General features: G+C 58.0%; 21 protein-coding genes. 17 read left to right on the top strand and 4 right to left on the bottom strand.

The window, feature by feature from the left end:
- Positions 1-606 precede the first annotated feature (606 nt).
- The 3 genes from P9L99_10605 to P9L99_10595 all read left to right on the top strand — a co-directional run bounded on the left by P9L99_10605 (position 607) and on the right by P9L99_10595 (position 4,678).
- Entirely contained in the window at positions 607-1,437 is an 831-nt protein-coding gene (locus tag P9L99_10605) for an SUMF1/EgtB/PvdO family nonheme iron enzyme (protein ID MDP8223799.1), read from the top strand.
- Between the two features lie 290 nt (positions 1,438-1,727).
- Positions 1,728-3,653 (top strand): hypothetical protein, encoded by a 1,926-nt coding sequence (locus P9L99_10600; GenBank protein MDP8223798.1) that lies wholly within the window; start codon positions 1,728-1,730, stop codon positions 3,651-3,653.
- Complete coding sequence (locus P9L99_10595; GenBank protein MDP8223797.1) at positions 3,653-4,678, top strand: hypothetical protein; 1,026 nt, start codon at positions 3,653-3,655, stop codon at positions 4,676-4,678. Before P9L99_10600 ends, P9L99_10595 begins: the two co-directional genes overlap by 1 nt.
- On the opposite strand, the gene P9L99_10590 is transcribed toward P9L99_10595, so the two are convergent.
- Positions 4,662-5,540, bottom strand: a complete 879-nt coding sequence (locus tag P9L99_10590) for a hypothetical protein (protein MDP8223796.1) — start codon at positions 5,538-5,540, stop codon at positions 4,662-4,664. The genes P9L99_10595 and P9L99_10590 overlap by 17 nt on opposite strands.
- A gap of 241 nt (positions 5,541-5,781) precedes the next feature.
- A complete protein-coding gene (locus P9L99_10585) occupies positions 5,782-6,273 on the bottom strand; it encodes a thermonuclease family protein (GenBank protein MDP8223795.1) in 492 nt (163 codons plus the stop codon).
- 364 nt (positions 6,274-6,637) lie between these two features.
- Between P9L99_10585 and P9L99_10580 the strand changes: the two genes are divergently transcribed.
- The 6 genes from P9L99_10580 to P9L99_10555 all read left to right on the top strand — a co-directional run bounded on the left by P9L99_10580 (position 6,638) and on the right by P9L99_10555 (position 9,327).
- A complete protein-coding gene (locus P9L99_10580) occupies positions 6,638-7,036 on the top strand; it encodes a transcriptional repressor (protein MDP8223794.1) in 399 nt (132 codons plus the stop codon).
- 87 nt (positions 7,037-7,123) lie between these two features.
- Entirely contained in the window at positions 7,124-7,699 is a 576-nt protein-coding gene (locus tag P9L99_10575; GenBank protein ID MDP8223793.1) for a rubrerythrin family protein, read from the top strand.
- Positions 7,700-7,711: 12 nt separating this feature from the next.
- A complete protein-coding gene (locus tag P9L99_10570) occupies positions 7,712-8,200 on the top strand; it encodes a ferritin family protein (protein ID MDP8223792.1) in 489 nt (162 codons plus the stop codon).
- Between the two features lie 37 nt (positions 8,201-8,237).
- Positions 8,238-8,396: a rubredoxin gene (locus P9L99_10565; protein ID MDP8223791.1), complete on the top strand. Its 159-nt coding sequence runs from the start codon at positions 8,238-8,240 to the stop codon at positions 8,394-8,396.
- Positions 8,397-8,442: 46 nt separating this feature from the next.
- Positions 8,443-8,820, top strand: coding sequence for a desulfoferrodoxin (locus P9L99_10560; GenBank protein ID MDP8223790.1), 378 nt, complete (start codon positions 8,443-8,445; stop codon positions 8,818-8,820).
- 3 nt (positions 8,821-8,823) lie between these two features.
- Positions 8,824-9,327, top strand: a complete 504-nt coding sequence (locus tag P9L99_10555; GenBank protein ID MDP8223789.1) for a ferritin — start codon at positions 8,824-8,826, stop codon at positions 9,325-9,327.
- 46 nt (positions 9,328-9,373) lie between these two features.
- On the opposite strand, the gene P9L99_10550 is transcribed toward P9L99_10555, so the two are convergent.
- Positions 9,374-10,036 carry a hypothetical protein gene (locus P9L99_10550; GenBank protein ID MDP8223788.1) on the bottom strand — a complete coding sequence of 221 codons (663 nt, stop codon included), beginning with the start codon at positions 10,034-10,036 and terminating at the stop codon, positions 9,374-9,376.
- Between the two features lie 415 nt (positions 10,037-10,451).
- On the opposite strand from P9L99_10550, the gene P9L99_10545 reads away from it, so the two are divergent.
- The 5 genes from P9L99_10545 (at position 10,452) to P9L99_10525 (ending at position 18,907) form a co-directional block, all read left to right on the top strand.
- Positions 10,452-12,350, top strand: coding sequence for a trypsin-like serine protease (locus P9L99_10545; protein MDP8223787.1), 1,899 nt, complete (start codon positions 10,452-10,454; stop codon positions 12,348-12,350).
- Positions 12,351-12,675: 325 nt separating this feature from the next.
- On the top strand, positions 12,676-14,073 hold the full coding sequence (locus tag P9L99_10540; GenBank protein ID MDP8223786.1) for a cytochrome ubiquinol oxidase subunit I: 1,398 nt from the start codon (positions 12,676-12,678) through the stop codon (positions 14,071-14,073).
- Positions 14,070-15,086: a cytochrome d ubiquinol oxidase subunit II gene (gene cydB, locus P9L99_10535; GenBank protein ID MDP8223785.1), complete on the top strand. Its 1,017-nt coding sequence runs from the start codon at positions 14,070-14,072 to the stop codon at positions 15,084-15,086. The genes P9L99_10540 and cydB overlap by 4 nt, the downstream gene beginning before the upstream one ends.
- 255 nt (positions 15,087-15,341) lie before the next feature.
- On the top strand, positions 15,342-16,784 hold the full coding sequence (locus tag P9L99_10530; protein MDP8223784.1) for a hypothetical protein: 1,443 nt from the start codon (positions 15,342-15,344) through the stop codon (positions 16,782-16,784).
- Between the two features lie 215 nt (positions 16,785-16,999).
- Positions 17,000-18,907, top strand: a complete 1,908-nt coding sequence (locus P9L99_10525; GenBank protein ID MDP8223783.1) for a KamA family radical SAM protein — start codon at positions 17,000-17,002, stop codon at positions 18,905-18,907.
- Between the two features lie 69 nt (positions 18,908-18,976).
- On the opposite strand, the gene P9L99_10520 is transcribed toward P9L99_10525, so the two are convergent.
- Positions 18,977-19,285 (bottom strand): cytochrome c3 family protein, encoded by a 309-nt coding sequence (locus tag P9L99_10520; GenBank protein MDP8223782.1) that lies wholly within the window; start codon positions 19,283-19,285, stop codon positions 18,977-18,979.
- Between the two features lie 222 nt (positions 19,286-19,507).
- On the opposite strand from P9L99_10520, the gene P9L99_10515 reads away from it, so the two are divergent.
- The 3 genes from P9L99_10515 to P9L99_10505 are packed head-to-tail and all read left to right on the top strand — an operon-like array spanning position 19,508 to position 24,126.
- On the top strand, positions 19,508-21,994 hold the full coding sequence (locus P9L99_10515) for a hypothetical protein (protein MDP8223781.1): 2,487 nt from the start codon (positions 19,508-19,510) through the stop codon (positions 21,992-21,994).
- A gap of 15 nt (positions 21,995-22,009) precedes the next feature.
- The gene (locus P9L99_10510) at positions 22,010-22,987 is read left to right on the top strand and encodes an ArsA family ATPase (protein MDP8223780.1); all 978 of its coding nucleotides are present in this window, start codon (positions 22,010-22,012) and stop codon (positions 22,985-22,987) included.
- On the top strand, positions 22,984-24,126 hold the full coding sequence (locus tag P9L99_10505) for an ArsA-related P-loop ATPase (GenBank protein ID MDP8223779.1): 1,143 nt from the start codon (positions 22,984-22,986) through the stop codon (positions 24,124-24,126). Before P9L99_10510 ends, P9L99_10505 begins: the two co-directional genes overlap by 4 nt.
- Positions 24,127-24,129 lie beyond the last annotated feature (3 nt).

The following is a 24,129-nucleotide window of genomic DNA, read 5'->3' as shown; positions in this document are numbered from 1 at the left end:
GGGCGTTTTAAGCGGTTTTGACGCGACCCCCTGGCTAGGAAGTTATTTTGAGAGTGGGCTGGGGCGTTTTTTGGGGTGCAAATTCCGGAAACACGATCTAACATTCGAATTTCACAGAGCTTTTCAGGCTTGACGCGACTCGGGCTGAAGGGATCTCGCAGATGTTGCCGCTAATTGCTTAATAGATAGACGTTTTTATCACTTTCGTTGCCTTCCTGCAAGAAAAATCACCTTTTCGCGTCAAAAACCTCGCGATTATCCGAAAAACCACGTGATTTCAACAGGGTGCACAAAAACATCAAAAATCCGAGGTTAAAATGGCCCCTTTTTGCGCCCCCTGACACCGGGCTAGATGATGATCGCGGCGGGCCGGTCGCCCAACCAGCACATGCTTCAGCAACGCCGTGGAGGCCCATATCTCAAAGACGCCGGAGCGGATCTCGGTGCCGGCGTAGCGCAAAATCTCCCGCACGCGCCGCCGCTAGGTGTTCTTCGCACACACAAATTCGACACGACGCCCCCCATCTTCCTATTTGCCGCGGGAAGGAATATCTTTTCGACACCGTGCCTACAACACAACGGGAACGAATCGAGGAAGCAAACGTAATGCCCGCTTGGTCGAAAAAGCGTCTCGCGAAAGGTCTGGCATTCGGCGCTCTCGCCCTGGCGATCGGCGTGGGGATGTTGTATTTGGCCTCGTTGCGTATTTGGCTTTCCGCGGCAGCGACCCCGCCGGCGCCGATGGCCTCGATTCCCGCCACGACCTTCGCGATGGGATACGAACCTCCCGGTCCGCTTAGCCCGCACAAAGAGTCCAGACACGAGGTTGAACTGTCGGCTTTTTCCATCGACCTTCACGAAACCACCGTGGGCCACTACTTGCGGTGTGTGCGCGCGGGCCGATGCCGCTGGCGAATCACTCTGTTGAGAAAACCGCTGGAAGCTCCGATGGGTGGCGTGACGTGGAATGACGCGCAGGATTACTGCCGCTTTGTCGGCAAGAGTTTGCCCACCGAGGCGCAATGGGAGTTGGCCGCGCGCGGTGTGGACGGCCGCGATTATCCGTGGGGCGAAACCTGGCAACCGGAAAAAGCAAACGCGTGCGATGGCGAAAACTGTTCCGGCGAAATCGATGGCTACGCCGAAGCCGCGCCGCCTGGCTCCTTTCCCCAGGGAGCCGGCCCCTACGGCGTCTTGGATATGGCCGGAAACATGTTGGAGTGGGTCTACGACTGGTCCAGCGACGACTACTACAGCCAAAGCCCGCGCCGCGACCCACGCGGTCCCGCTGAGGGAACCGTCAAAGTGGTACGCGGTGGATCTTACTTCCCGGCGGATATGGGCACGCCCGACCGATTGAAAACCTGGCGTCGCACGACCGATCCGCCTGACGTGAGACCCGACCACATCGGCTTCCGCTGCGCTCGAGAAAACTGACCGCCCCGCGTTTCACTGTGCCGATACTGAGGCCTTATTGGGATTACCCAATACTGCCCAAATACTGGATTTTTTCCCTCGATCGTAAGGCACGGGCCGAGTTTGCGACTTAGATTCAAGATAGGAAAAAAACCCGGTTTATGTCCGGCAAGAAAAATATGGTGGCAACAATGGCAAGCGTGGCAAGACACCGTGTCGTCTTCACATTGGCGACTTTTACCATATCGCTGATCCTAATCGCCGTTTCATTAGTTGTTTCGGTGCAAAACGCAGTTGGCGACGAACCTATCATGTCCGAGGACCCTTATCTCGCGGCCGGGCCGTTGAGTGAATTCGATTCGTCCGACATGTCGTGGTGTGAGGTCGAGAACTCGAACGAACTCTTGGAGCCGAGCACGCCGGACGAGGACCTCGCCCGCATGCTCTTGGAGATCGCGCCCGATTCCGCCGCGACCCTGTTGGCGTTGATCGATCCCGAGCAGACCCGAAACCTCCGCGGAAAGATCGTCAAATTGACCGTGGCGAACGTCGTGCCGACGGTCGATCCGGAAACGCTCGTGAAATACAACGAGGACGCCGCGAAAACCGTTCTCGACCTGCAACTGTACAAAGACCTCGAATTTATCGAGATTGACGACGGCGCGGGTAGGCAGGGCGAGGCAACGCTGGTGAACCTCCATTCCGGCGTCAACAGATGGTTCTTGTTGCAAGTGAAGTGGGCGGACGGCGGCGGCGTCTTTTACCATCTGGAAAACCCGGCGGGCTCGGGGCAACTCGTCGAACTGACGCCGGAACACGCGGGCGGTGTGCGGCTGGTGGATGGCGGCGGCTTCACGGATTGCTCGTTGTGGACAGCCGACACACCGGCGCTTGAGCAAGCGAAGGAAAACGGCGCGGCGTACGTCGATCTGTGTGACGGGCGCCTGTATGTTCGCAACCAGATTCGCGGCCGCCAAACGAGCCTGGAAAAAGTGACCGACGGTTTGCGCACCAGCTTCTGGGGTGGCGAGAAGATCATCTCGCTGGTCAAGAAAACCGTGTACCGAGATGCCTACCTCGAGACCTCGGATGTGCGCCAGGCGCTCGACGAGGACCCGACGGTGAAAAGCGGTGGACCGGCCGCGGCGAAACTCGCTGAGCGCTGCCAAGGAACCTGCCGCATGTTCACCACGATCGGCCTGCAACTGGCCGGTGGCCACGACCCGCGGAAAATGGCGGTCGGTCAGTGGTACCCTTCGGCCAACGTACCCGGCGTTTTTGTCAGCGCGATCCAACCCCGTCTGGTAAGCCCCGAGGTGACCGAAAATCAGCGTGGTCGGGTGAATGCTTTGGACGCCAAGGAAGGCAAGGCGCTTTCCTACCTGGTCGCTTTCGATCTGGAGCAAATGGAGTTGGGCTACCAGGTCGGCACCAGCCATCCGGACGTGGGGTGGTCCGAGCGCGTGCCGACCTACGTGGTCAACCCCGTCCTGCCGGGTCCCGACGGCATTGACAGTGTCGCGCCGCTGGCCCGCACGGGCATGGTCAATCCAACCGACGCCGAGCGCACGGTGGCCACGTTCACCGCGGGCTTCAAACGCTATCACGGGGCTTTCCGATCCTCCGAATACGCCCGTGAAAACCACGGCACGCATTACGGTTTTGTGTCCAACGGCGTGGTGTTCAGCAAACTGCAAATCGGTTTGGCTACGCTGGTCGTCTACGAGGACGGCGAGGTGGTTTTGAAAACCTGGACCGATGCGGACAATCAGCAGCTTTGGCGCGTGCGGCATGCGCGGCAAAACGGTTTGCCGATCATCGCCTATGACGACAAGGTCGGTCGGCCCGTGGTCAACAAGGTTGTCCGCCATCAACTGGCCGGCAATTGGTCCGGTGACGGCGACGCAAATTTCCGCACGGTGCGCGGCGGCCTGTGCATGCAGGAAAACGAAGGTCGGCGCTATTTGATCTACGGCTTTTTCTCCGCGGCGACGCCCTCGGCGATGGCCCGGGTTTTTGAGGCCTACGGTTGCTCGTACGCGATGTTGCTTGATATGAATTCGTTCGAGCACACGTATCTGGCTCTGTACCGCGCCGACCAGGCGAGCTTCATGGTCGAACAACTCGTCAAGGGGATGGAAGTGCTGGACGAAAAGAAAACGGGCGAAGTTCTGCCGCGCTTCATCGGTTACGGCGACAACCGCGACTTTTTCTACGTCATGAGGCGGGAAGGGTGATGAAGCGAGTCGTCTTTCTGGCCGCTTTGTTGTTGCTACCCGGAATCGTCGTCGATTCGAATTCGGCGCCGGGCGAGAGTCTCGCCACTCAACGTGACGCCCTTCTCGCAGGTTTGAAGACGACGCACAACTTGACCGACGCCGAGGTTAACGACATGCGGGCGATCTTCAGCGCTTCGGCTTATTTGGGCCAGGGCAACCCGGAAGTCACCGAACACCCCGCCACCCCCGAGCAATGCCGCGAGAAATTGGCGCAGCGGCAGGTGTCGTATGAGAACCCGGAATACGAGGCGATCTGCGGCGATAAATTCATGGCGCCGCTTTTCGATCCGGCCACGCAAAAGCCCACTGAGGCGACCTCGTGTATCGACCGCTTTGAGTTCCCCAACATTCCGTGCGCGTATCCGGTCGTGTGGGCGCGCGCCAAAGAAGCCGCGCAACTTTGCCGGGCCGAGGGCAAGCGGTTGTGCGACGCCCACGAGTGGGAGGGCGGCTGCCAGGGGTCCATGCAGTCGCCGGATTACCGGTTCGATCTCGTACCCACGGGCTCGTCGGAGGCGGGCATCCGCGCCATGCGCCGCGCCCACAACGCCAAGCACGCAGCCGATAAGCGCTGGAGCTACGGGCCGCAGTACCAACGCGGGGTGTGTGGCGCGTCAAGCCAAAAATCGCCTCAATGCAGCGGCGGAAGTTGGACGAAGTGCGGCTCGAACACGTACCCGGCCGGGTACTTCCCCGAATGCGGCAGTCCCCTGGGCGTGGTGGACATCAACGGGAACGCCGCCGAACACATGAACCTGCCGACCCGTGAGAGCGAGATGGCTTCCACGGGCAGCCGCACTCTCGGCCACACCGAAATGAAGGGCAGTTGGTTCATCTTCGACCGTTACCGGGCGCACGAGGATTGGTGCCGTTGGCGCGCGCCCTACTGGCACGGCTCACGGGTGATGGCCGAGAACAGCCACCGCAATTATCACCTTGGCTTTCGTTGTTGTAAGTCGCTCGAGACTACCGCATCGCCATGAGCCCGGCGGGGCGCATCAAAGCCTGAGCATCGGAAATCACGCCCTCGCGCGTGAACAGGGGCGCCAAGTCGGGGTTTCCCAACGCCGCGAGAAGGTCCACTTCTCGACCATCGATCATCACCGTACGATGCACCGCGCGAATTCCGTGGCTGTAATCGGCATAGGCCGCCTCATGAACCGTGCTCAGCGGTTGGATCGGCCGGCCGCTGGCATGATGCCAACCGTAGATGGCGATACTGCCCGGCCGGCGGCGAAGGCGGTTGGTGAGCACGACGTCCTTTTTGTGCCCCGAGGTAATGATGCCGATGGGGCAGGCACCAAGCTGCTCTTCAATCATCCGTTGGTGGTTCAGGAAGTACGCGTTGGAAGTCATGGCGCTACAAGGCGGTAGCGGCTGGGGCCGCAGCTTCCGGCGGGACTGCCGGTACACCGCATCGACAATTTTCGGGGTCGGCAGGACACAATCCAGAGACGACAGAACCGCCGCGGCGGCCGGGTAGTTGAGCGGGACGCGCAGAAAGTCGTCGCTGGAACCGACCGCCAGATAGTCAGGCGAGACGAAGATCGTCGCCCGACGCCCGTTGTGGCTGAGTTCCACCGGTCGGAAGGCGCGCAGGAAGTCCGGGATGTTCCCGGCTAGTATTTCGGAGACGGCGGCGCGTTGCCGCTCAGCGGCAGGCAGGTTGGCGGTTTGCTTCGCGAAAGCCGAACCTCGGACGGCATCGCGCGGGCGTTGTGGCAGGGGCAGGGTGTGATAGTCCGCGATTCCGGTGGCCGTGCGTTCGGCGACGCCCGGCAGCGGTAGCAGAAAAGAGAAGGCGAGAACCAATACGCCGATGAAAAGTCCCAAGTTGCGTGTCACTCGAATGATCTCTCCGCTTGTTTTCTTTATAAGCCGCCGCGGCGACTAATTTTGCGAAGAAGAAGTGTACGCATCTGAAGCACGAATCACAACACCTAATCGCTATTGATAATTAGTCGTAATATATTGAAAAGCCGAGCTTTTTGCGTTTGGTTCTCACCGCTGTAAAGGGGGGGGCGAGTTGCGTCGCTTGGTACGCGGATTAGAGCCAGGACCGGATGTGCCGTGCAACGCCGGGGCGCTAGGGGGTAGAGCCCCAAAGGCCCCGTTCCTCCCGGCGGGCTTTTCGTTCCGCCTGCCGGTAGCGGTTCATGCGCTCGGCGGTAAAAGGGTATTTGACGTAGGCGTGGGCATAGCCTTCACGGATCATGACCAGCGCGAAATCACGATTGCCCGGTAGGTAAACGTTTACCAGCAATCGCCCGTAACGGCCGCGGTGGTTGCGGGCCGCGTTGGTCGGATCGGTGCGCAACACGAGCTTCTTATTCAATACCAGCGAGACGGCCTTTTCCTTAGCCTCTTTGGCGAAGAATTCGACCGGTTTTCGCGGGTGGTGCAGTTCGGGCGTGTCCAAGCCGATGATGCGCACTTTGTCGATGGCGCCGTTCTCGTGCTGCACAACGAAGGTATCGCCGTCCACGACGCGGGTGTAGGTAACGTTGTACTCGGCCGCGAATCCGCTGGCGGCGGTCAGGAAAACCAGGAGACCTACGAGGAAAAATAGGCGACGCATCATCATCTACTTTGCGGCGCGCTTTGGCGGATCGACTAGAGACGGAGCACCGGATTCGAGGCGGGCCCGTCAACTTGTTAGAGAGGCGTCGGGCACGGTTGGTTCCGTCGTTCCGGGCGAAAAGCCCGTGCCAAGTTCCGTGATGTCGGGGAAGCGTCGTTAGCGGGCTTCGTTCCCCGCGGTTTTGGAAAAACAGGAAAATTTAATCTAAAAATAATCACTAATCGGCTCGGTTTGGTCTTGACTTTGAAAAGCCGCGTGTATTATAAGTTAAGGCACTTATAGATAATGATAATTGTTCTTAGTAATGGCACGAACGATTGGGTTCAACGGCATGACTGAAGAAAATCCTCGTCGGTTCCGGATGACCCGGCAGCGGGAAATCACCTTGAGTGCGTTGAAGAATCTGGACAGCCATCCCACTGCGGACGAAGTGTATCAAATCGTGCGCCGAAGGATCCCCCGCATCAGTTTGGGCACCGTGTATCGAAACCTGGACGTGTTGTGCGAGCAAGGCCTGGTAAACAAGCTGGAATTCGGTGGGGCGCAACGGCGGTACGACGGGCGCACGCACTACCATCATCATGCGCGGTGCACGAATTGCGAACGGCTATTCGATCTTCCGGTGAGCGCGGTGGGACCGATCAACCTGAGTTTACCTGACGATCTGGATTTCGAAGTAAGCAATGTTTTGTTTGAAGTGCGCGGCGTATGCCATGCGTGTCGCGAAAGGCTTCAAGGCGACGGCCCCACCGCACACTAGGCATTGATATGTTGGGTTCGGATTTAAAACAACAACCAGGGCACTAGAACCATCAACGCATAACAGCCGTTTTTTAAGGAGGCATCCATGGCCAGCGTGAAAGGGACCAAAACCGAAATAAACCTGCTGACGGCCTTTGCCGGTGAATCACAGGCTCGCAACCGTTATAATTTCGCTTCCAGCGTCGCGAAAAAAGAAGGCTTCGTTCAGATTTCACTGATTTTCGCTGAAACGGCGGACCAGGAAAAAGAGCACGCCAAACGCTTCTTCTCGCATCTTGAGGGCGGCGATGTCGAAATCGTGGCCGCTTTTCCGGCCGGCGTCATCGGCGACACGGCCGTGCATCTACTGCACGCGGCCGAGGGCGAACATCACGAGTGGACCGATATGTATCCGGGATTCGCGGCCATCGCCGACGAAGAAGGGTTCGGCGAAGTGGCGCAATTGTTCCGGGCGGTATCGGTGGCCGAGAAACAGCACGAAAAGCGCTATCGCGATCTGCTTCACAACGTGGAACAGGGCTTGGTCTTCAAAAGGGGCGAAACCGTCAAATGGCGTTGCATAAATTGCGGCTATGTCTACGAAGGCCTGGAAGCGCCGGCGAAATGCCCGGCGTGTCAGCACCCGCAGGCGTACTTCGAACTACTTGGCGAAAACTGGTAAACGGGAAACACGATGATTACTCTCGACGATTTCAGCTTGGCCGACGCGATCGACCTGGCGATGCAGGCCGAAGCCGACGCGGCGGCGTTCTACGCGGCAGCGGCCGAATCCAGCACCGACCCGCGCGGACAAGACATGTTCGGCCAATTGGCTCGCTTCGAACGGGCGCATTTTGAGAGCCTGAAACGACTGCGCGAGTCGCTGCTTAGCGGCGACTGGCCGGGCTACACCGGCACCGAGTTTTTGCCGGAACGACCCGGCGGCAACGCTGGAACACTCGATGACGTGGAAAAAGCGGCTGCCGTAGATGTGATCAATATCGCGCTGGAGGCGGAACAAAAGGCCGAACAAGCCTACCTCGACTTGGCCGAGCGCGCGCAGGCACCCGAGATTGTCGAAATGTTCCGCAAGCTGGCCAGTGAGGAGTCTCTGCACCATAAAGTGCTGGAGGACCAATTCTACGCTCTCACGAACGAGGGACACTGGAAGTGGGGCGAATGAAAATACGGAAACGAACCAAAAATCGAAAGGGAGATTGATTATGAAGTATGAATGCATAGTTTGTGGATACGTATATGACCCGGCCAAAGGTGATCCCGACAACGGCGTCGAGCCCGGAACGAAGTTCGCCGATATTACCGAGGATTGGGTTTGCCCGGTTTGCGGGGCCGACAAGACGCAGTTCGAAGAAGTGTAGGGGCGTCTTGACTAAATAGGAACCGTTCCTAACTTGGGGGTGCATGATGGCAACGAAGAAGCTCGATGTGTTCCAGTGTCATAAAGACGGCTTTATTGAAGTAATCGCCGGCGCCGAATGCGATGCGATGTCGTGCTGCGGTGAACCGATGAAAGCGTTGAAGGAACAGACCGCCGATTCGTCGACCGAGAAACATGTTCCGGTGATTGAAGAAGTGCCGGAAGGCACGAAGGTCACGGTCGGTTCGGTGCCGCACCCGATGCTCGATGCCCATTACATCATGGTCATCGAATTGATTGACGGCGACATGCTGTATCGCAAGTACCTGAAGCCCGGGGATGCGCCCGAAGCCGTATTTCCCGTGAAGCCGGCGGATCCCGTAGCCCGGGAAATCTGCAATATTCACGGCCTATGGAAAGGATAAATGATGGCTCAAGCGAATAAAAAAGTACTCAAGGCGCTGAACGATCAAATGCAGATGGAAGTGTACTCGGCGCACATTTATTGGGCGATGTCGGCTTGGTTTGAAGAACAAAACCTGCCGGGCCTCGCGCAGTGGATGATTGCCCAGTACGGCGAAGAGATGCAGCACGCGCGCAAGTTTTACGCTTACATTCTGGATCGCGGCGGCCGCGCCGTCGTGCCGGAAATCGCCGCGCCGCCCGCCGATTACGACAGCGCGCTGGCGGTATTCGAAACGGCATACGCACACGAGTGCAAGGTTACGGCGTCGATCTACAAGATCGCCGATGTGGCGAAGGAAGAGGCCGACTGGGCGACCGTGCAATTCCTTGATTGGTTCTTCGCGGAGCAGGTCGAGGAAGAGAAGAGCACCGATGAAATCGTCCAAATGCTGAAACAGGCCGAAGGACAGACCGGAGCGATCTTCATGATCGACCGCCAACTCGGTCTGCGAAAATTCGGCGAATAAGCCGAGCGCATAAAATACACGGATTTAAGGCCCTGCGGGGCCTTTTTCATTTTGCGCGGGCCGCGGCCCCCGGGCCTTGCTCCCGGCAGTCATCGCGGCATTCGTTTCGATCCGTAGTACAGCATTCGGCACAGTCGGTGTCGATCAGGCACTGTTTTTGTACCGAATGACAGTCGGCAAGGCACATTTCCGTGTCAATGAGATAATTGCAATTCGCGGCCAGGGCACACTGGGCGTGGTAGATATAATTTTGCTTGTTGCACTCGGCGATGCAGATATGATCCGGGCACGTTCTCGGAGCCCCAATACAGCAGGCATCAGTGCATTCGTCATACGGGCCCATCGCGTCCTGAACGCAGTCTGAGTATTCGACCGTGTCGCAGTTGTCATCATCGTCGCCTGAGCAGTCCGCGCGGTCCCAAAAGTTATCCGGGCAGTCGCAATCTCCGTTATTTGCCAGGTCGCACGGATCCCTGAAAACGCAACACGTGTCGTTGTCGTCGTCATCATCGTCGTCGTCGTCATCATCGTCGTCGTCGTCATCATCGTCATCATCGTCATCGTCATCGTCGTCATCATCGTCATCGTCATCGTCGTCGCCGGGCAGGTCGTCGTCGTCACCGCCTTGGGAACAAGAAAGCGCTATCGCGGCGCCGGAAATAAGGAAACAGATGAATAGCAATACGAAAAGCCAGTTAGGATTTCTCATTTTGGAATCCCCTTTTTTCTGGCCGGCTTTGCCAACGTAGACACCGAATTCCGGCGTGCCAGACGACAGTTTACGGCAAAGCCGACTATTTGCTTTATGATTTTGATAAAATCTCCGATGAAGCAACTATTATTACTCCTTTCGTCGGTTGAATTCAATGGCTAATCCTGGTGATTGCGCACACTCGGCCGCACCGGAGGCTCTCCGCTTCGGAGCATTATTGATGATCGAGGCGCAACGCGGTGCATGAACGTATGGCGATCAGGCCCAGGCCCACAAAACCGCGACGAGAAGGGCCCGATTGGGCCCCTTTTTTGTTTATTCGGAAATATACATTATGAAATCGTATTTTTTGTGCTATCATGCCCTCAAGTGAAATCTTCCAGGTGTTCTTCACCTATCGGATGACCTCGCTTTGCGATGGATTGCCCTTTCTTTTTTCCTGCAGGCCGTGCGTCAATATTTGAACAGTAAGAAGGAGATATCTATGTGTGATCGAAGACGGATAATGTCGAATGGTCCTTGGCGCTTTTGCGGCCTCATCGTGGCCCTATTAATCGTGCTTGTGTTCGTACCCGCGACTGCAAAAGCACAAGCCGAACTTGACTGCAATATGGAAATAAAAAACCAATCCAACATTGATCCCGCGCTCTATTATCCGCCCGTCGCCGGGCTTGTTTCGGATTGCCCCGATCTTGTCATTTCCGCCAAAGGAGACGACGGGGGGCGCGATTTCTTCGCCGACATTCCGCTGGAATTCGAACCGGATGCGGACGAAGAGTACGATGCAATCACCTATGATTACACAACGAACACCCAAGGAGAGATAGACGCGGGGCTTTACGCGTTACAATCAGCGTTTTATCAAAGCCCGCCGATGCCGATACTTCCTCCGGGTGGATCGGAAATGATTGACACGATTTTCGGCGACGACGACCGGCTACAAGTGGCCGGCGCCACTGCTTATCCGTGGCGGGCTGTTGTACGCTTATTCTTTGGAACGCCGCGCAGAAGTCATGGAGGATGTTCCGGCGCGTTGATCGGCGACAGCCATGTCTTAACTGCGGCTCATTGCGTATTCAACCGCGATAAAGGCTCGTTTATACAGAACATTACCGTATCGCCCGGCGTGGAGGGGGGCGTTGCCTATTTCGGGCACGCGCAGGTCCTCAAAGCGTACATACCGTACCAATATTTCTTGGGCGGACAGGAGGCATACGATTTCGCGGTGATCAAGTTGGATCGTCGAATCGGAGCTTATACCGGCTATTGGACCATGGCGGCGCTCGACCCCGTGGCCATGACCTACACGACGTCGCACACCGCGGGCTACCCCAGCGATATCGACGACGGAGTAGACCTGAGGTACACGTGGAGCGACTGGAACGACGTAACGCAAAGCTATTTCTACACATGCATGGACAACATGACTCGACAAAGCGGCAGCCCGATTTGGTATCACGTGAACGGACTACGCTACATTGGGGGAGTCTTCACCAGACAAAGGACGGTTTGCAATTCGGCATCCCGGATTACCCAGGAAGGACTGAATGCCATCGTCCATTGGGCGACGGCCGACGGGGTTTTCCCGCAACGCGATGACCGACCCGACCTCGTCTCCGACGGTTTCCCGGGAGGCGGAGTCAGTGCGACCAGCGTCATCCCCGGCCAATCCGATTTCACCGTGTATCACGAAATCAATAACATCGGTACTGTGGCGGTAGGCGGAGGGAAAGTCGATTTCTATATCTCGACCGACCAAACCATTGACGCCACGGATTACTACCTCGGGCAAGTTACGTTCAACGTTTTTCCGTTCCAACCAAAGCTCGCACAATGGGAAGGAACATTCCCCGAGGAGATTCCTCCAGGCCAGTATTACGTTGGATACATCATTGACCCCAACAACACCTTCGACGAGTACAGCGAAAACAATAACGACGGCTTGGTCACACCGCTGCGGGTGACTGCGACGCAGCGTCAATGGACAATCTCCGGTTCCGTAATGATGTCAGGCGGTGATCCGCTGCCGGATGTCGAAATGCAAGGCTTCCCGGCGACGGTCGTCACGAACGGAGACGGGTATTACGCCGGCGCCGTGCCGGAAGGATGGGTCGGAACCGTTACTCCGGTGAAAAACAACTATGAGTTCGATCCAGCCGACCGTAACTACACCAATATCGTCATCAACCGAACAGACGAAAGTTACAGTGCGACAACCAACTACTGCAACGACAAGCAAAGCGCCCCTGGGACGCTGGCCCTGCTGACCCTCGTCGGCATCGGCCTGATGTTCTTGAGGCGGCATAACTAACCTAAGCGGTCAGTAAGCGAATAACCGACGCACGGCACGCCCCTCTCCCGGTTGGGAGGGGGGCTTTTTTATAGCGGGTTAATGTGCGCCGAAGCGGCGGGCAAGGATTGGCCAACGGCGACCAGGCTGTTGTGGCTGGCGCGAATATCCAGCGCTTATTCTTGAAACAGCGGGGCTTTCCAATATCGTTTTGACGGTGTTATAAGCGTATTCGACACGCTGGATATTGGATTTTTGTCTTTTTCACGCGCTTTTAAAAAAGAAGAGAAAAATCGGGTCCGTCCCGTCCCTGCAATAGAATCATTCGGTTCAAGGAGGCAAAACGTTGGACGCGACAATCCTGGCACGGATTCAATTCGCGGTAACCATCGGTTTTCATTACATCTGGCCGCAGATCACCATCGGCATGGCGTGGATCCTGGTGTGGATGATGGTCCGTTGGGTGAAGACCGGCGACACCTTTTATCAGTCGATGGCTCGCTTTTGGGTGCACGTGTTTGCGCTTTCCTTTGCCATCGGCGTGGCGACGGGCATCGTGATGGAGTTTCAGTTCGGCACCAATTGGGCGGACTACTCCCGCTTCGTCGGCGACATTTTTGGCGCGCCGCTGGCCGCCGAGGGAGTGATCGCGTTCTTCCTGGAATCGACGTTCCTCGGGTTCCTGCTTTTTGGATGGAAGAAACTCAAACCCAAATGGCATATGTTTTCGGCGATCATGGTGGCGTTTGGGTCGACCCTGTCGGGGCTTTGGATTCTCATCGCCAACTCGTGGCAGCAAACGCCGGCCGGTTACGCGGTCGAAAACGGCCGCGCGGTGCTGGTCGATTTCTTCGCCGCAGCCCTTAACCCGTCGGTCGCGATTCGTTTTCTGCACACGATCGACGGCGCCGTCATGACCGGCGCGTTCATGGTCGCGGGTTTGAGCGCGTGGTTCCTGGCGCGCGGACGGCACGTCAAGTTCGCGACGGAGTCGATGAGAATGGCGCTGATTATCGGCTTGATTGCTACCGGCGCGCAGTTCATTTTCGGGCATCACCACGCGGTGCAGGTTTACAAAACGCAGCCGATCAAGCTTGCGGCCTTCGAAGGCCATTTCGAGACCACGAAAAACGCGCCGCTGCTGGTGTTCGGCATTCCGGACCGGGAGGCACGCGAAACGCATTTCAAAATCCCGCTGCCGGGAATGTTGAGCTTCGGCGTTTCCGGCGATTTCGAAACCGAAATCAAGGGCCTCAACGACTACGAGGAAGAGCATTGGCCGCCGCTGCTTCCGACCTTCCTTTCTTTCCACACGATGGTTGCGCTGTGGGCGGTCATGATGGGGCTGATGATCCTGGGCGTCGTGCTGATGTGGAAAAATTCGTTGCAGAAATTCAAACCGTACCTGCACGCGATGGTTTGGGCGATCCCGATTCCCATCATCGCCAACACCTTGGGTTGGATTGTCACCGAAGTCGGGCGACAGCCGTGGGTCGTGTATCCGGTGTTCAAGGACGGCGTGATCTTCGACGATTCCATCGCGCTGCTCACCCGTGACGGTGTGTCGCCGCTCGTTTCGGCGGGGGAAATCATCTTTTCGCTGGCGCTGTTCAGTGTGATCTACGCGCTGCTTTTCGGCGTGTGGTTTTTCTTGATTCGACACAAGTTGAACAAGGGGCCGGATATCCAGGAGGCCGTATCGGCCAAGGGTGAAGCAATCACCGGAAAGGAGGCGTCGGCATGATGACGCTGCAGGTCCTCTGGTATTTCCTGGTCGGTATCTTGCTCACGGGTTACGCGGTGCTCGACGGCTTCGATTTGGGCACGGGTTACTGGTATCTCCGGGACAGTAAAGATAGGCATCGCACGATCATGCTCAACGCCATCGGGCCGGTGTGGGACGGCAATGAAGTGTGGTTGATCACCGGCGGCGGCGCGTTGTTCGCGGCGTTTCCGATGGTCTACGCGTCGGTTTTTTCGGGCATGTATTTGGCGTTGATCCTCGTGCTTTTCGGGCTGATTCTGCGCGCTACGTCGATTGAGTTTCGCGGTCAACTCGAAAACCCGAAGTGGCGGCGGGTTTGGGATCTCGCGTTCGGCGTCGGTAGTTTGCTGCCGGCGCTGTTGTTCGGCGTGGCGCTGGGTAACGTCATCGTCGGGATGGATCTGAACGACCACGGAGACTACGTCGGCGGCTTCCTGGGGCTGCTCAATCCTTATTCGCTATTCGCCGGGGTTTATACGGTCGTCGCCTTCGTCGTGCACGGCGCGCTTTTTCTGCTGATGAAGACCGAAGACGAACTTGCCGAAAAAATCAAAGCCCACCTGCCGATCTGGTGGAAGGCGTATCTCGCGCTCTTCCTGCTGGTCGGGCCGATGACCGCGATATTCGCCTTGCACATGTTCCGGAACTTCATGAAGTTTCCGATTTTCTTCTTCATGCCGGCGGCGATCCTGGCCGGTATCGTGTTGATCAGCGTGTACGTCAAGAAAGAGGAATTCGGCAAAGCTTTCCTGGCTTCGGCGGTCGCCATCGCCTCGATCATGCTGACGGTGGGCGTCATGGCCTTTCCCACTTTGGTCCACGCCACGGACGCGGCAAACCATTTGACGGCGTTCAATTCGTCCTCCGGGAAGCTGACGCTTGCGGTGATGCTGGGGATCGCCTTGTTCGGCATGCCGATCGTGTTGGTCTACAATATTTGGATCTACCGCACCTTCGCCGGGAAAGTGAAACCGGAAGACTTAGCGTACTGAGGAAAGCCAAGTGGGCGGGGGCTTATCGATCCCAACGCCCGAGTTTGAACGGTCACTCAAATAATCCGTCCGAAAACGCGAAAATCAGCTATAAATAAAGACCGGCGGTCGTTCGCTGCGGCCGCGGCAACCCAGGAAAAACGATGTTCCGAAATCTCGCGATTCTTTTCTTGTCGGTGGTTCTCGTGGTCTGCGGCGCCGCGGCTTTCGCGCAGGAACCCGATCCGGACCTGTTGGCCAAAGCGCAAGGCTACGATGAGCAGGCGCCGTTACGGCACGTGCCCGCCTACGGGGGGGTTGGTGCAGAATGTCTACACCGACACGACCTACACCGAGATTCTTTATTACCGCGGGCAGGGCGACTCGACCATGTGGACCTCCACGTACGGCGCGACGCAGGCGTTGCGGTATGCCGTCACCGGGGAAGCGGCGGCCAAAGCAAATACCATCGCCGTCGTCGAGACGTTGCGCGATCATTTGCGCGTGACACGCACCGAGGGCTATGTCGGGCGTTACGTCGGGCCGCTGGACAACCCGATTTTTTGGCTCGACGTGTTCCAGCTCGATGAGTTTCGTTACGGCGAAGGCATATGGTTGGGCACGTTCTACCTCTCGAATTCGAGTTCCGACCAATACGACGGCTTCTTCAACAACCTTGCGACGATATATGATCTGGTGGACGACGCGGCGACGCGGCAATTGATCAAGTCCATGATCAAGGAAGTGATCGACAAGCTGGCGGCGAACCGCTGGCTGATCTTGAACGAGGAAGGGCTGCCGACCACCGCCGCGCCGCAAATCGCCGGCAGCGAACGAATCTCCTTCGCGCTGATCGCGGCCCACATCATCGACACACCGGAATATTGGCAACTCTACGAGGACGTCTACGAAGACCAAATACAGACCCTGCCGTTCAGTTCAGTCGCCTTCTGGAATCGGTATACCGAGTACTTCGCGATGAATCTGAAACACTTAAACTATTTCACGATTTTTCGTCTCGAACCCGACGAAGAACGCTTGCGGGAGCTGTTTCGGATTTACATGCAGAAAGTGCGGCCTTGGGTCGAAGACGGCCGCCAGGTGTATTTCGACTACGTCTACCTCACGGGCTGCGAGCGGCTGGGTGTCTGCGAGGGCTCCTACGGAATCATGGAGAGGGGCGTCAACTCGCTGCACAAATTCCGGGAGTGGCCCAACGTGCAGTGGTTCGTGACCCCGCCGCCGGCCGAGGTGGATCCCATCTCTCAATGGCTGGTCGACCTTCAAGAGAAGCTGCCGGCGTTCCTACAGGACCTCTTAGGCTTCGAACTCCAAGCCAAGCAGGGGTACGACTTGGACGAGCGCTGCATCCAGGACTACATGTGGCAACGCAGCCCCTACAAAATGAGTTGCGGCCCGTTCCCGCTGGACTGGCCGGAACACATGCTGCCCGGCGCGGACTACCTGATGGCCTATTGGCTTGGCCGCCATACGGGCTACCTCACTCCGCACGACATCGACGCGCCGCCGGGCGACGACGACGATGACAACGACGATACCACTGACGATGACGCCGGAGACGATGATGCGGGGGATGACGATGCCGGGGACGACGATGCCGCCGACGATGACACCGCCGACGACGATGCCGCCGATGACGACAATGACGATGCGGCGGGGTCGGACGACGAATCCGAGCAGGGCGGTTGCGGCTGCTAAGAAGGGCCATTATTCAGAGTCTGCGGATACCCCAAAAACAGCAAAAAACAATTTCTTACGACGTTTTAGTTAAAGTTCGGCCTCACGTCCGCCGCCGTTGCGATACTCGGCCGGAATGCCTATGATTAATACAGTTGTTATTGAATTCGGCAGTTATTGCCAGGCGTGTATCTGCTTAATACAGCATTGTGATGTCTTAACATGAAGGGAGAATCATGCCCCGAAAACCCGACCTGACTTCGATTCCCAAAAAAGAACCGGCCGGCCCCCGCGAACAGGCCGCACGTCCCGGCGATGCGAGTGTTAGCGCAGCCTCATGGTATTCGGCATATGCGGAAATACCGAATTCCAAGCTTCGGTTTTCCGCGGCGGATTTTCGGTTGGAAGCCGCGGAGTTGCTCGCGGCCGTCCGTGACGCCAAGAGTATCGATGAGGCACGAGGGAGGGCGATCGATTTTATCAATCAGACGGCCCACGATTTGTGCAACCGGTCGGATTTATCGACGTCGGAGGAGATTATCGGCCGGCACGCGGCGCGAATTTGGCGGAATCTGCTATCGCTTCACGCCGAGCAACGATCCGATTTCTCAACGCTACGGGCGTTGATCGACTTGGCCGGCGGCAAAAAGCGGGCGGACTTGTCTCCGGGTTTTTTCGCGGAATTAACCCATTTATGGCGTGCCGTGGCGGGAGATACCGGCGTGTTGCCCGCCGAGGACGATCATCGCCAAGAGAGGCTGTCGGGTCGCGAGGCCGCGCGGTGCCGGTCGAATCAACTCGATCGCTTTTGGGTAAGCGCTAAAACAAAGCTCGAACGATACCGCCACGGGTTGGAGCCGGAGTTCGCCGAATTGCGTCGGCACCAGCGCCGCAACATACGCATGCTATTCGATGCGTCACTGGAGCAATGGAACGACTGGCACTGGCAAGCGGCGCATGTGATCAAAGACCCGGAACTCATTGCGCGAGCCGTTTCGATTCCGGCCCCTTTGTTTGAGTCGGTTTGCGAAGCTCGTCGAAACGGTTTGCCCTTTGGTGTGACGCCGTTCTACCTTTCCCTATTCGACCCCCAAGGGAGGTACGACCAAGCCCTGCGGGCGATCGTGTTGCCGCCGCCGGACTACGTGGCCGAACTTTCCAACAAGCGGGAAAGCCGAAGCGAGTCGTTCGACTTCATGCGCGAGCATGACACTTCCCCCGTGGACTTGGTGACCCGTCGCTATCCGAACATCGCCATTTTCAAGCCTTACAATACGTGCCCGCAAATCTGTGTGTACTGTCAGCGGAATTGGGAAATCGATGACGCGATGGATCCACATGCCATGGCGTCAGCGGAGAAAATCGATGCGGCCATCAAGTGGCTTGCCGCGCATCCGGCGATCTACGAGATTTTATTCACGGGCGGCGACCCCTTGGTAATGAGTGATCGCAAACTCAAGGAGATACTCGACCGTCTGGCGGCCATTCCGCACGTGGAACGAATTCGTATCGGCACGCGTACGCCGGTGACCATGCCCATGCGCATTACCGACAAACTGGTGGAATTACTTGGCAGCTACCGCGAACCGGGGCGTCGCGAGATTTGTGTGATCACCCACATCGAGCATCCTTTTGAGGTGAATCAAGACATGGTGTCGGCGGTGGAACGCCTGCGCCGCCGCGGTATTCCGGTATACAACCAGCACGTCTACACCTTTTACTCTTCAAGGCGTTTTGAGGCGGTGGCGTTGCGGCGCTTGCTGCGATTGATTGGTGTGGATTCCTATTACACCTTCAACGCGAAGGGAAAAGAGGAAACGGCGGCGTACCGCGTGCCGATTGCGCGGTTGCTGCAGGAACAACGCGAGGAGGCGCGGCTTTCGCCCGGTCTCGTGCGAAGCGACGAGGCCGTGTACAACGTGCCGGCACTGGGTAAGAACTATATACGGGCTGCGCAGGATCGTGAATTGCTTGCGATTCTGCCCGATGGTTCGCGGTTGTACGAGTTTCACCCCTGGGAAAAATTTACATCCAGCAAGAAAACCTATGTCGCTCGCGACGTCTCGATTCTCAGTTACCTAAAGCGACTCGAAGCGATCGGCGAAGATCCCGACGATTACGCCACGATCTGGTATCATTACTGAGTATTTCTCGGCCCATAAAAAAAGCCCGCCGCATCATGCGGCGGGCTCGGTCGTTTTAACGCTGACTAATCAGCTGGGGTACTCGTGGCACTCGAGGCACACGGCGTCGATGGTCTCTTCATCAATGGCGCCCCCGTGCGCATCGATGGTGTCCTGATCGCTATGGCAATCCATGCACGCGTTTTCCGCGACGGGTTCATGCCCGATAACCGGCGCCGTAGCGGCCGTATCGTCGTCGGCCGGTTCGTCGGTGTCGTCGTCGGCCGGTACGTCGGTATCGTTGTCGTCGTCGTCGTCATCATCGTCGCACGCAACGATAGCCTGCACCGCAAACGCGGCGATCAGGAACAGCAGAAAGACGAACAGTGTTTTTTTCATGGGCCCTCTCCTTGGTTATTTTGTCCCTAACTACCTGAAAAAGTATCTCAATTTCGGAGAGTTAATGTCAAGTTTTTGTGGACGCAGTGGGTTTTTTAATTCTAAATACCCTTAACTGTATAGATTTTGTTGGGTGGCGTCGGGGCCTCACGGGCGAAAAAGGTCAGCTTGACCGCGTGTCCAGATACCCCTTAAATAACAGCGACTGATTGGGAGGACCCGATGCGCAAAACCACCGTGATTTTTTTCTTCCTCTTGTGCGCAATTGGTGCGCTGGTCGCAGGCTGTAGTTCGGGTGATTCGAATGTTTACGACTCGCCGAATTATCACCCGCCGGGACTCGACGACGATGCGGCCGATGACGACACCGATGGCGGTCCATCTTCGGGAGACGACGACGGAAACGAGACGGGCGACCTGCCGCAATGGTTGCTCGACCGCCCGTACTTACAGAATCGTAGCTTATGGGCGCAGGAAATCGATATGGCCGATCCCGAGTGGGTCCGCAATCTGGGCTGCATGGGCGTGGGCAACGGCAAGGTCTTCGGGATCCTCGGCGATCAGTATCCATCGGGCACGTGGCACAATTTGGGCGGGCCGAACTACGAAATGGATCTGAAGTGGTTTTCCGATAAGGAACCGTGGCTGATTGCGCACAACCATTACGTCAAGCCGACCAGGCAATCCATCGCCCGGGTGCGGCGTTCGCCGGTGGTCGTCGCGAGCCACACCGACGAAGTACTCGAGTGGACGAGCGTGAATTTCGCGCCCATCGGCGCCACCGATGAATTGGCCGAGCACGCATTGGTTTCGGTCTGGATCGTGCGCAACGTGTCGCCGTATCCCATCGACAATATCTTCTTGGAGATCGATTCGAATTTCGGTCGCTACATGAATACGTACTTCAGCGAGCAGAATTACGAAGGTCGCCGGCTCTACATCCGTCCCATCGGCGTCGAACCGACCGCGGGCGACGCTTTCAACGATATGTGGATTCCTTACGGCACCATCGCGGCGGGCGAGGAGAAGGTCGTCGTGCTGCCGTATGTATTCACCGAGGATGACGAAGACCCCACCGCCGTATTCGAAGCCGTGCGCGAGGAAGGCGTCGACGCTCTGCTGCAGAAAACGGTGGTGTGGTGGGACGAATGGTACTCGCGGATGACCCGCTTCGACACGCCGAACCAGAAATTTAACGACCTGATGAACGCCCTCGCGCTGGCGGTGAAGGTCAACCAGGCCGAGCCGGGCGGCATTTCCCAGATGGTGCAATACTCCCACGTCTGGAACCGCGACACCTACGGGCCGACGTTGTTTTTCCCGTATGTCGGATTTGCCGACGACATGCGCGCCGCCCTCGATTACCACTGGGGCGCCGTGCTCAACGCCGGCAACCTGGGCAACGCCTATCCCGCCGATCTCGACCTGAGCGAACTGCCGCCGCAACCCGATTGGGAAAGCCTTGGCGTGATGGGCGGCTTCACGCGGGCTGAAGGACCGAGCACCGTCGTGCTGCAATACGAGCATCTATACAAGGCGACCGGCGATCTCGACGTAATCGAAGAGCGGTGGGGGATGCTGAAGCACGCCCTGGTCAAACAGCAATTCGTCGACGGGTGTTTGCTGCATTTCTCCGGCGACGAAACTTTCGAAGACCTTATGGAACTGGCTTTCGGCGAATTCCCGATGCCGGACCCCGACGAGTCGGTGCTTTCGTTGTACTCCTCGCTGCTGATGATCAAGGCGGCGCGCTTCATGGCGTCCATGGCCGAAGAACTCGGCTACGAGGATGACGAAGACTTGTTCGTCGACCTGGCCGACGCGGTGGAACAGTGCGCGGAGGACACCTATTGGCTCCCCGACCGCGGCTTCTACGCCGTCAAGGCCGATACCGCCACCCGCGAGCCCTACGAGCGGCCCTACGAAGACATCAGCACGATGCCGCTGTGGCTGGATGCGCTGCCGCGCGACAGCGAACGCGTCGTGGCGAACTTCGAGAACGTTATGGAGTTGATCGGCCGCGACAACGGCACGCTGGTGACGGATCTGGCTTGGATCGTGCAAAAGTTGCTGCCTCTCTATGGCCCGGCGATTCAAACCGGCATGAGCCACGGCTACTGGCTGGTCAATCTCGACAAGATGTTCCACCCCATGGCCGACGAAGCCTTCGAGCGCTGGCAAGACGTGCCTTCGCCGGCGGGCTTTACCGAAGAGGGCGTGACGGTGACCGACTACGGGCACCTGCAACTGATCCGGGATCCCTTCGGCATCGTCTGCAACACGTCGGCGCGGTTTCGCAGTTGGGAATCGGGCATCATGGGGCACGCCTTCATGTTCCACCTCACGGGCTTTGATCGCAGCGTGCCGGGATCGTGGGTGAAACTCGCGCCGCACCTGCCGAAGCGATGGAACGAATTCGCCGTGCGCGGCTTGTCGTTCGGTGATGGGCGAATCGATTTGGAGGTGTACCGCTACGGGCGCCAGGGTCGCCGGCTGGTCATCACGACCGACGGCGATGCATCGTTCGATCTTTCCTTGACGGTGCCGCTAGATGGCGAGGTGACCGGGGTCAAAGCAAACGGTGTGCCGATTCCCGAGGCGAATTACGACGCGTCGGTCAACGATTACGGCCGGACGGTCGTCGAAATTGACGCCTTTGAGGTCGCGCCGGACACGGAAGTGGCGATTATCGTGGAAACTGTCGAGTAACGTGGGTCGCTGATCTTGGCGAAGCAACTATTCCGACGCAGGCTGCTTTTAGTCACCGGCAAGGGAGGTGTGGGTAAAACAACGATCGCCGCCGGTTTGGCCGTGGCGGCCCGGGATCGCGGCTTGAACGTTTTGCTCGTTCAACTCGGCAAGATCGACAACATCGGGCCGATCTTCGGCAAGCGCATCCCACCCTACAAGTTCGTCGAGCTCGAGCACCGGCTGACCGCTTTTTCCATCGAACCGTATCTGGCGTTGCACGAATACTTGGTCAACCAAGTCAAAGTGCAATTCGTCGTCGACATGTTCCTGGAAAACCGCGTCATTCAGTACCTCACGCAAGCGGCACCCGGTTGGCGGGAATTGATCACCGTCGGAAAAATCTGGCAAATTCAAAATCAAACCCTCGGCTACCGCAAACGACCGCGCTTCGACCTGATAGTTGTCGACGCCCCCGCGACCGGCCACGGCATCAGCTTTTTGCGGGTACCGGCGATCATTCTCAACACCATCCGATTCGGCCCCATTCGCCGGCATACCTTGGAAGTCCAGAAACTGTTGCTCGATCCCGATCGCACGTTGCTGGTGGGCGTGGCCCTGCCGGAGGAAATGCCGGTCAACGAGGTGGCCGAAATCCATAAGGCGGCGCGGTCGATGCTGCACATTCCCTACGGCGGCACGGTCCTCAACGCCTTTACCACGCCCGCCGCCGATCGGGAGACCGCACCGCTGCTGCGCAAGTTGCTGGCGGATAAAAAGGCCATGGCCCTCGTGGACAAGACGGTGCCCGGCGGCGCAAAACCGCTGCTGGATGCGCTGGATACGCGAGGCGCGCGTGCCGCGTTGTCCGAGCGTTACCTCGCGGAAATCGCCGCGCGTATCGGCGGCGACGTCTTCCTGGTGCCGATGCTGCCCCAGGCGCGCCTGGATCGCGAGTCCATTGCGAAGGTGGCGCGGGTGCTTGACGACCAAGTGGAGGACATTTCGCAATGAGCGCCGGCCTGCTGGAACACATCGCCGACAAACGCATCGTCATTTGCGTCGGGTCCGGCGGCGTGGGCAAGACGACGCTGGCGGCCGCCATTGCCCTCGGGGCGGCGATCGCCGGGCGCAAGACGCTCGTGTTGACGATCGACCCGGCGCGGCGGCTCGCCAACAGCCTGGGCTTGGAGGAACTGGACAACACCGAGACGCGCATTCCGGCTGCCGTGTTCAGCGCCGCGAAAATCAAGCCTCAAGGCGAGTTGTGGGGCATGATGCTGGACGTCAAACGAACTTTTGACGAACTGATCAAACGCATTGCGCCGACTGACGATGCGGCGGAACGAATCCTGGAGAATCATTACTACCAAAACCTCTCCGACGCGCTGGCCGGCAGCCAGGAATACATGGCGATGGAGAAACTCCACGAAGTTCAGGCGGAGCGCGACTACGATCTAATTGTTGTGGATACGCCGCCGACCAAGCACGCGCTGGATTTTCTCGAAGCCCCGGCCCGCATGGAGGATTTCCTCAACGGCAAGGTCATTCAGTGGTTTTTGAAACCCTACATGGTGGCCGGCAAGGTGGGGGCTGCCTTCGCCCAACGCAGCGCGGCGATGACTTTCAAGATGCTGGAGCGTTTTACCGGCTACGAGGCCATGGCGGATTTGGCGGAGTTTTTTCTCGCGTTCGATGGCATGTACGAAGGGTTCAAGGAGCGCGCGCGCCACGTCAAGGAACTGCTGGCGGCCGAGGACACGGCGTTCGTCTTGGTGACCAGCCCCGCCAGCCCGGCCATCGAGGAGGCGGAGTTCTTCTACACGCGTCTGACCCGTGATCGCATGCGGCCGCTGGCGGTTGTATTCAACCGGGTTCACGTGTGGGAAGGCGGTGAGAACGGCGAGTTCGCCGACGCGCTTGTCGGGGCCGGGGAGAAACTCATCGCCAAATTGCCCGCATACGCGCCGGCCATCGACGCGGTGATCGACAATGCCGCGGGAATGATTCAAATGGCGGCGGCGGACAAAAAGGCGGTCGAGCGTTTTCTTGAGAAGACGCAACACGGGCGCGAAGCGTTTCGCATTCCGGCCTTTGCGACCGACGTGCACGACCTGCAATCGTTGGCTGAATTGGGTGCTTTTCTGATCTAAGAG

This window comes from Candidatus Lernaella stagnicola, assembly GCA_030765525.1.
Taxonomy (GTDB): Bacteria; Lernaellota; Lernaellaia; order Lernaellales; family Lernaellaceae; genus Lernaella; species Lernaella stagnicola.
This window is presented reverse-complemented; position numbering and strand designations above follow the sequence as displayed.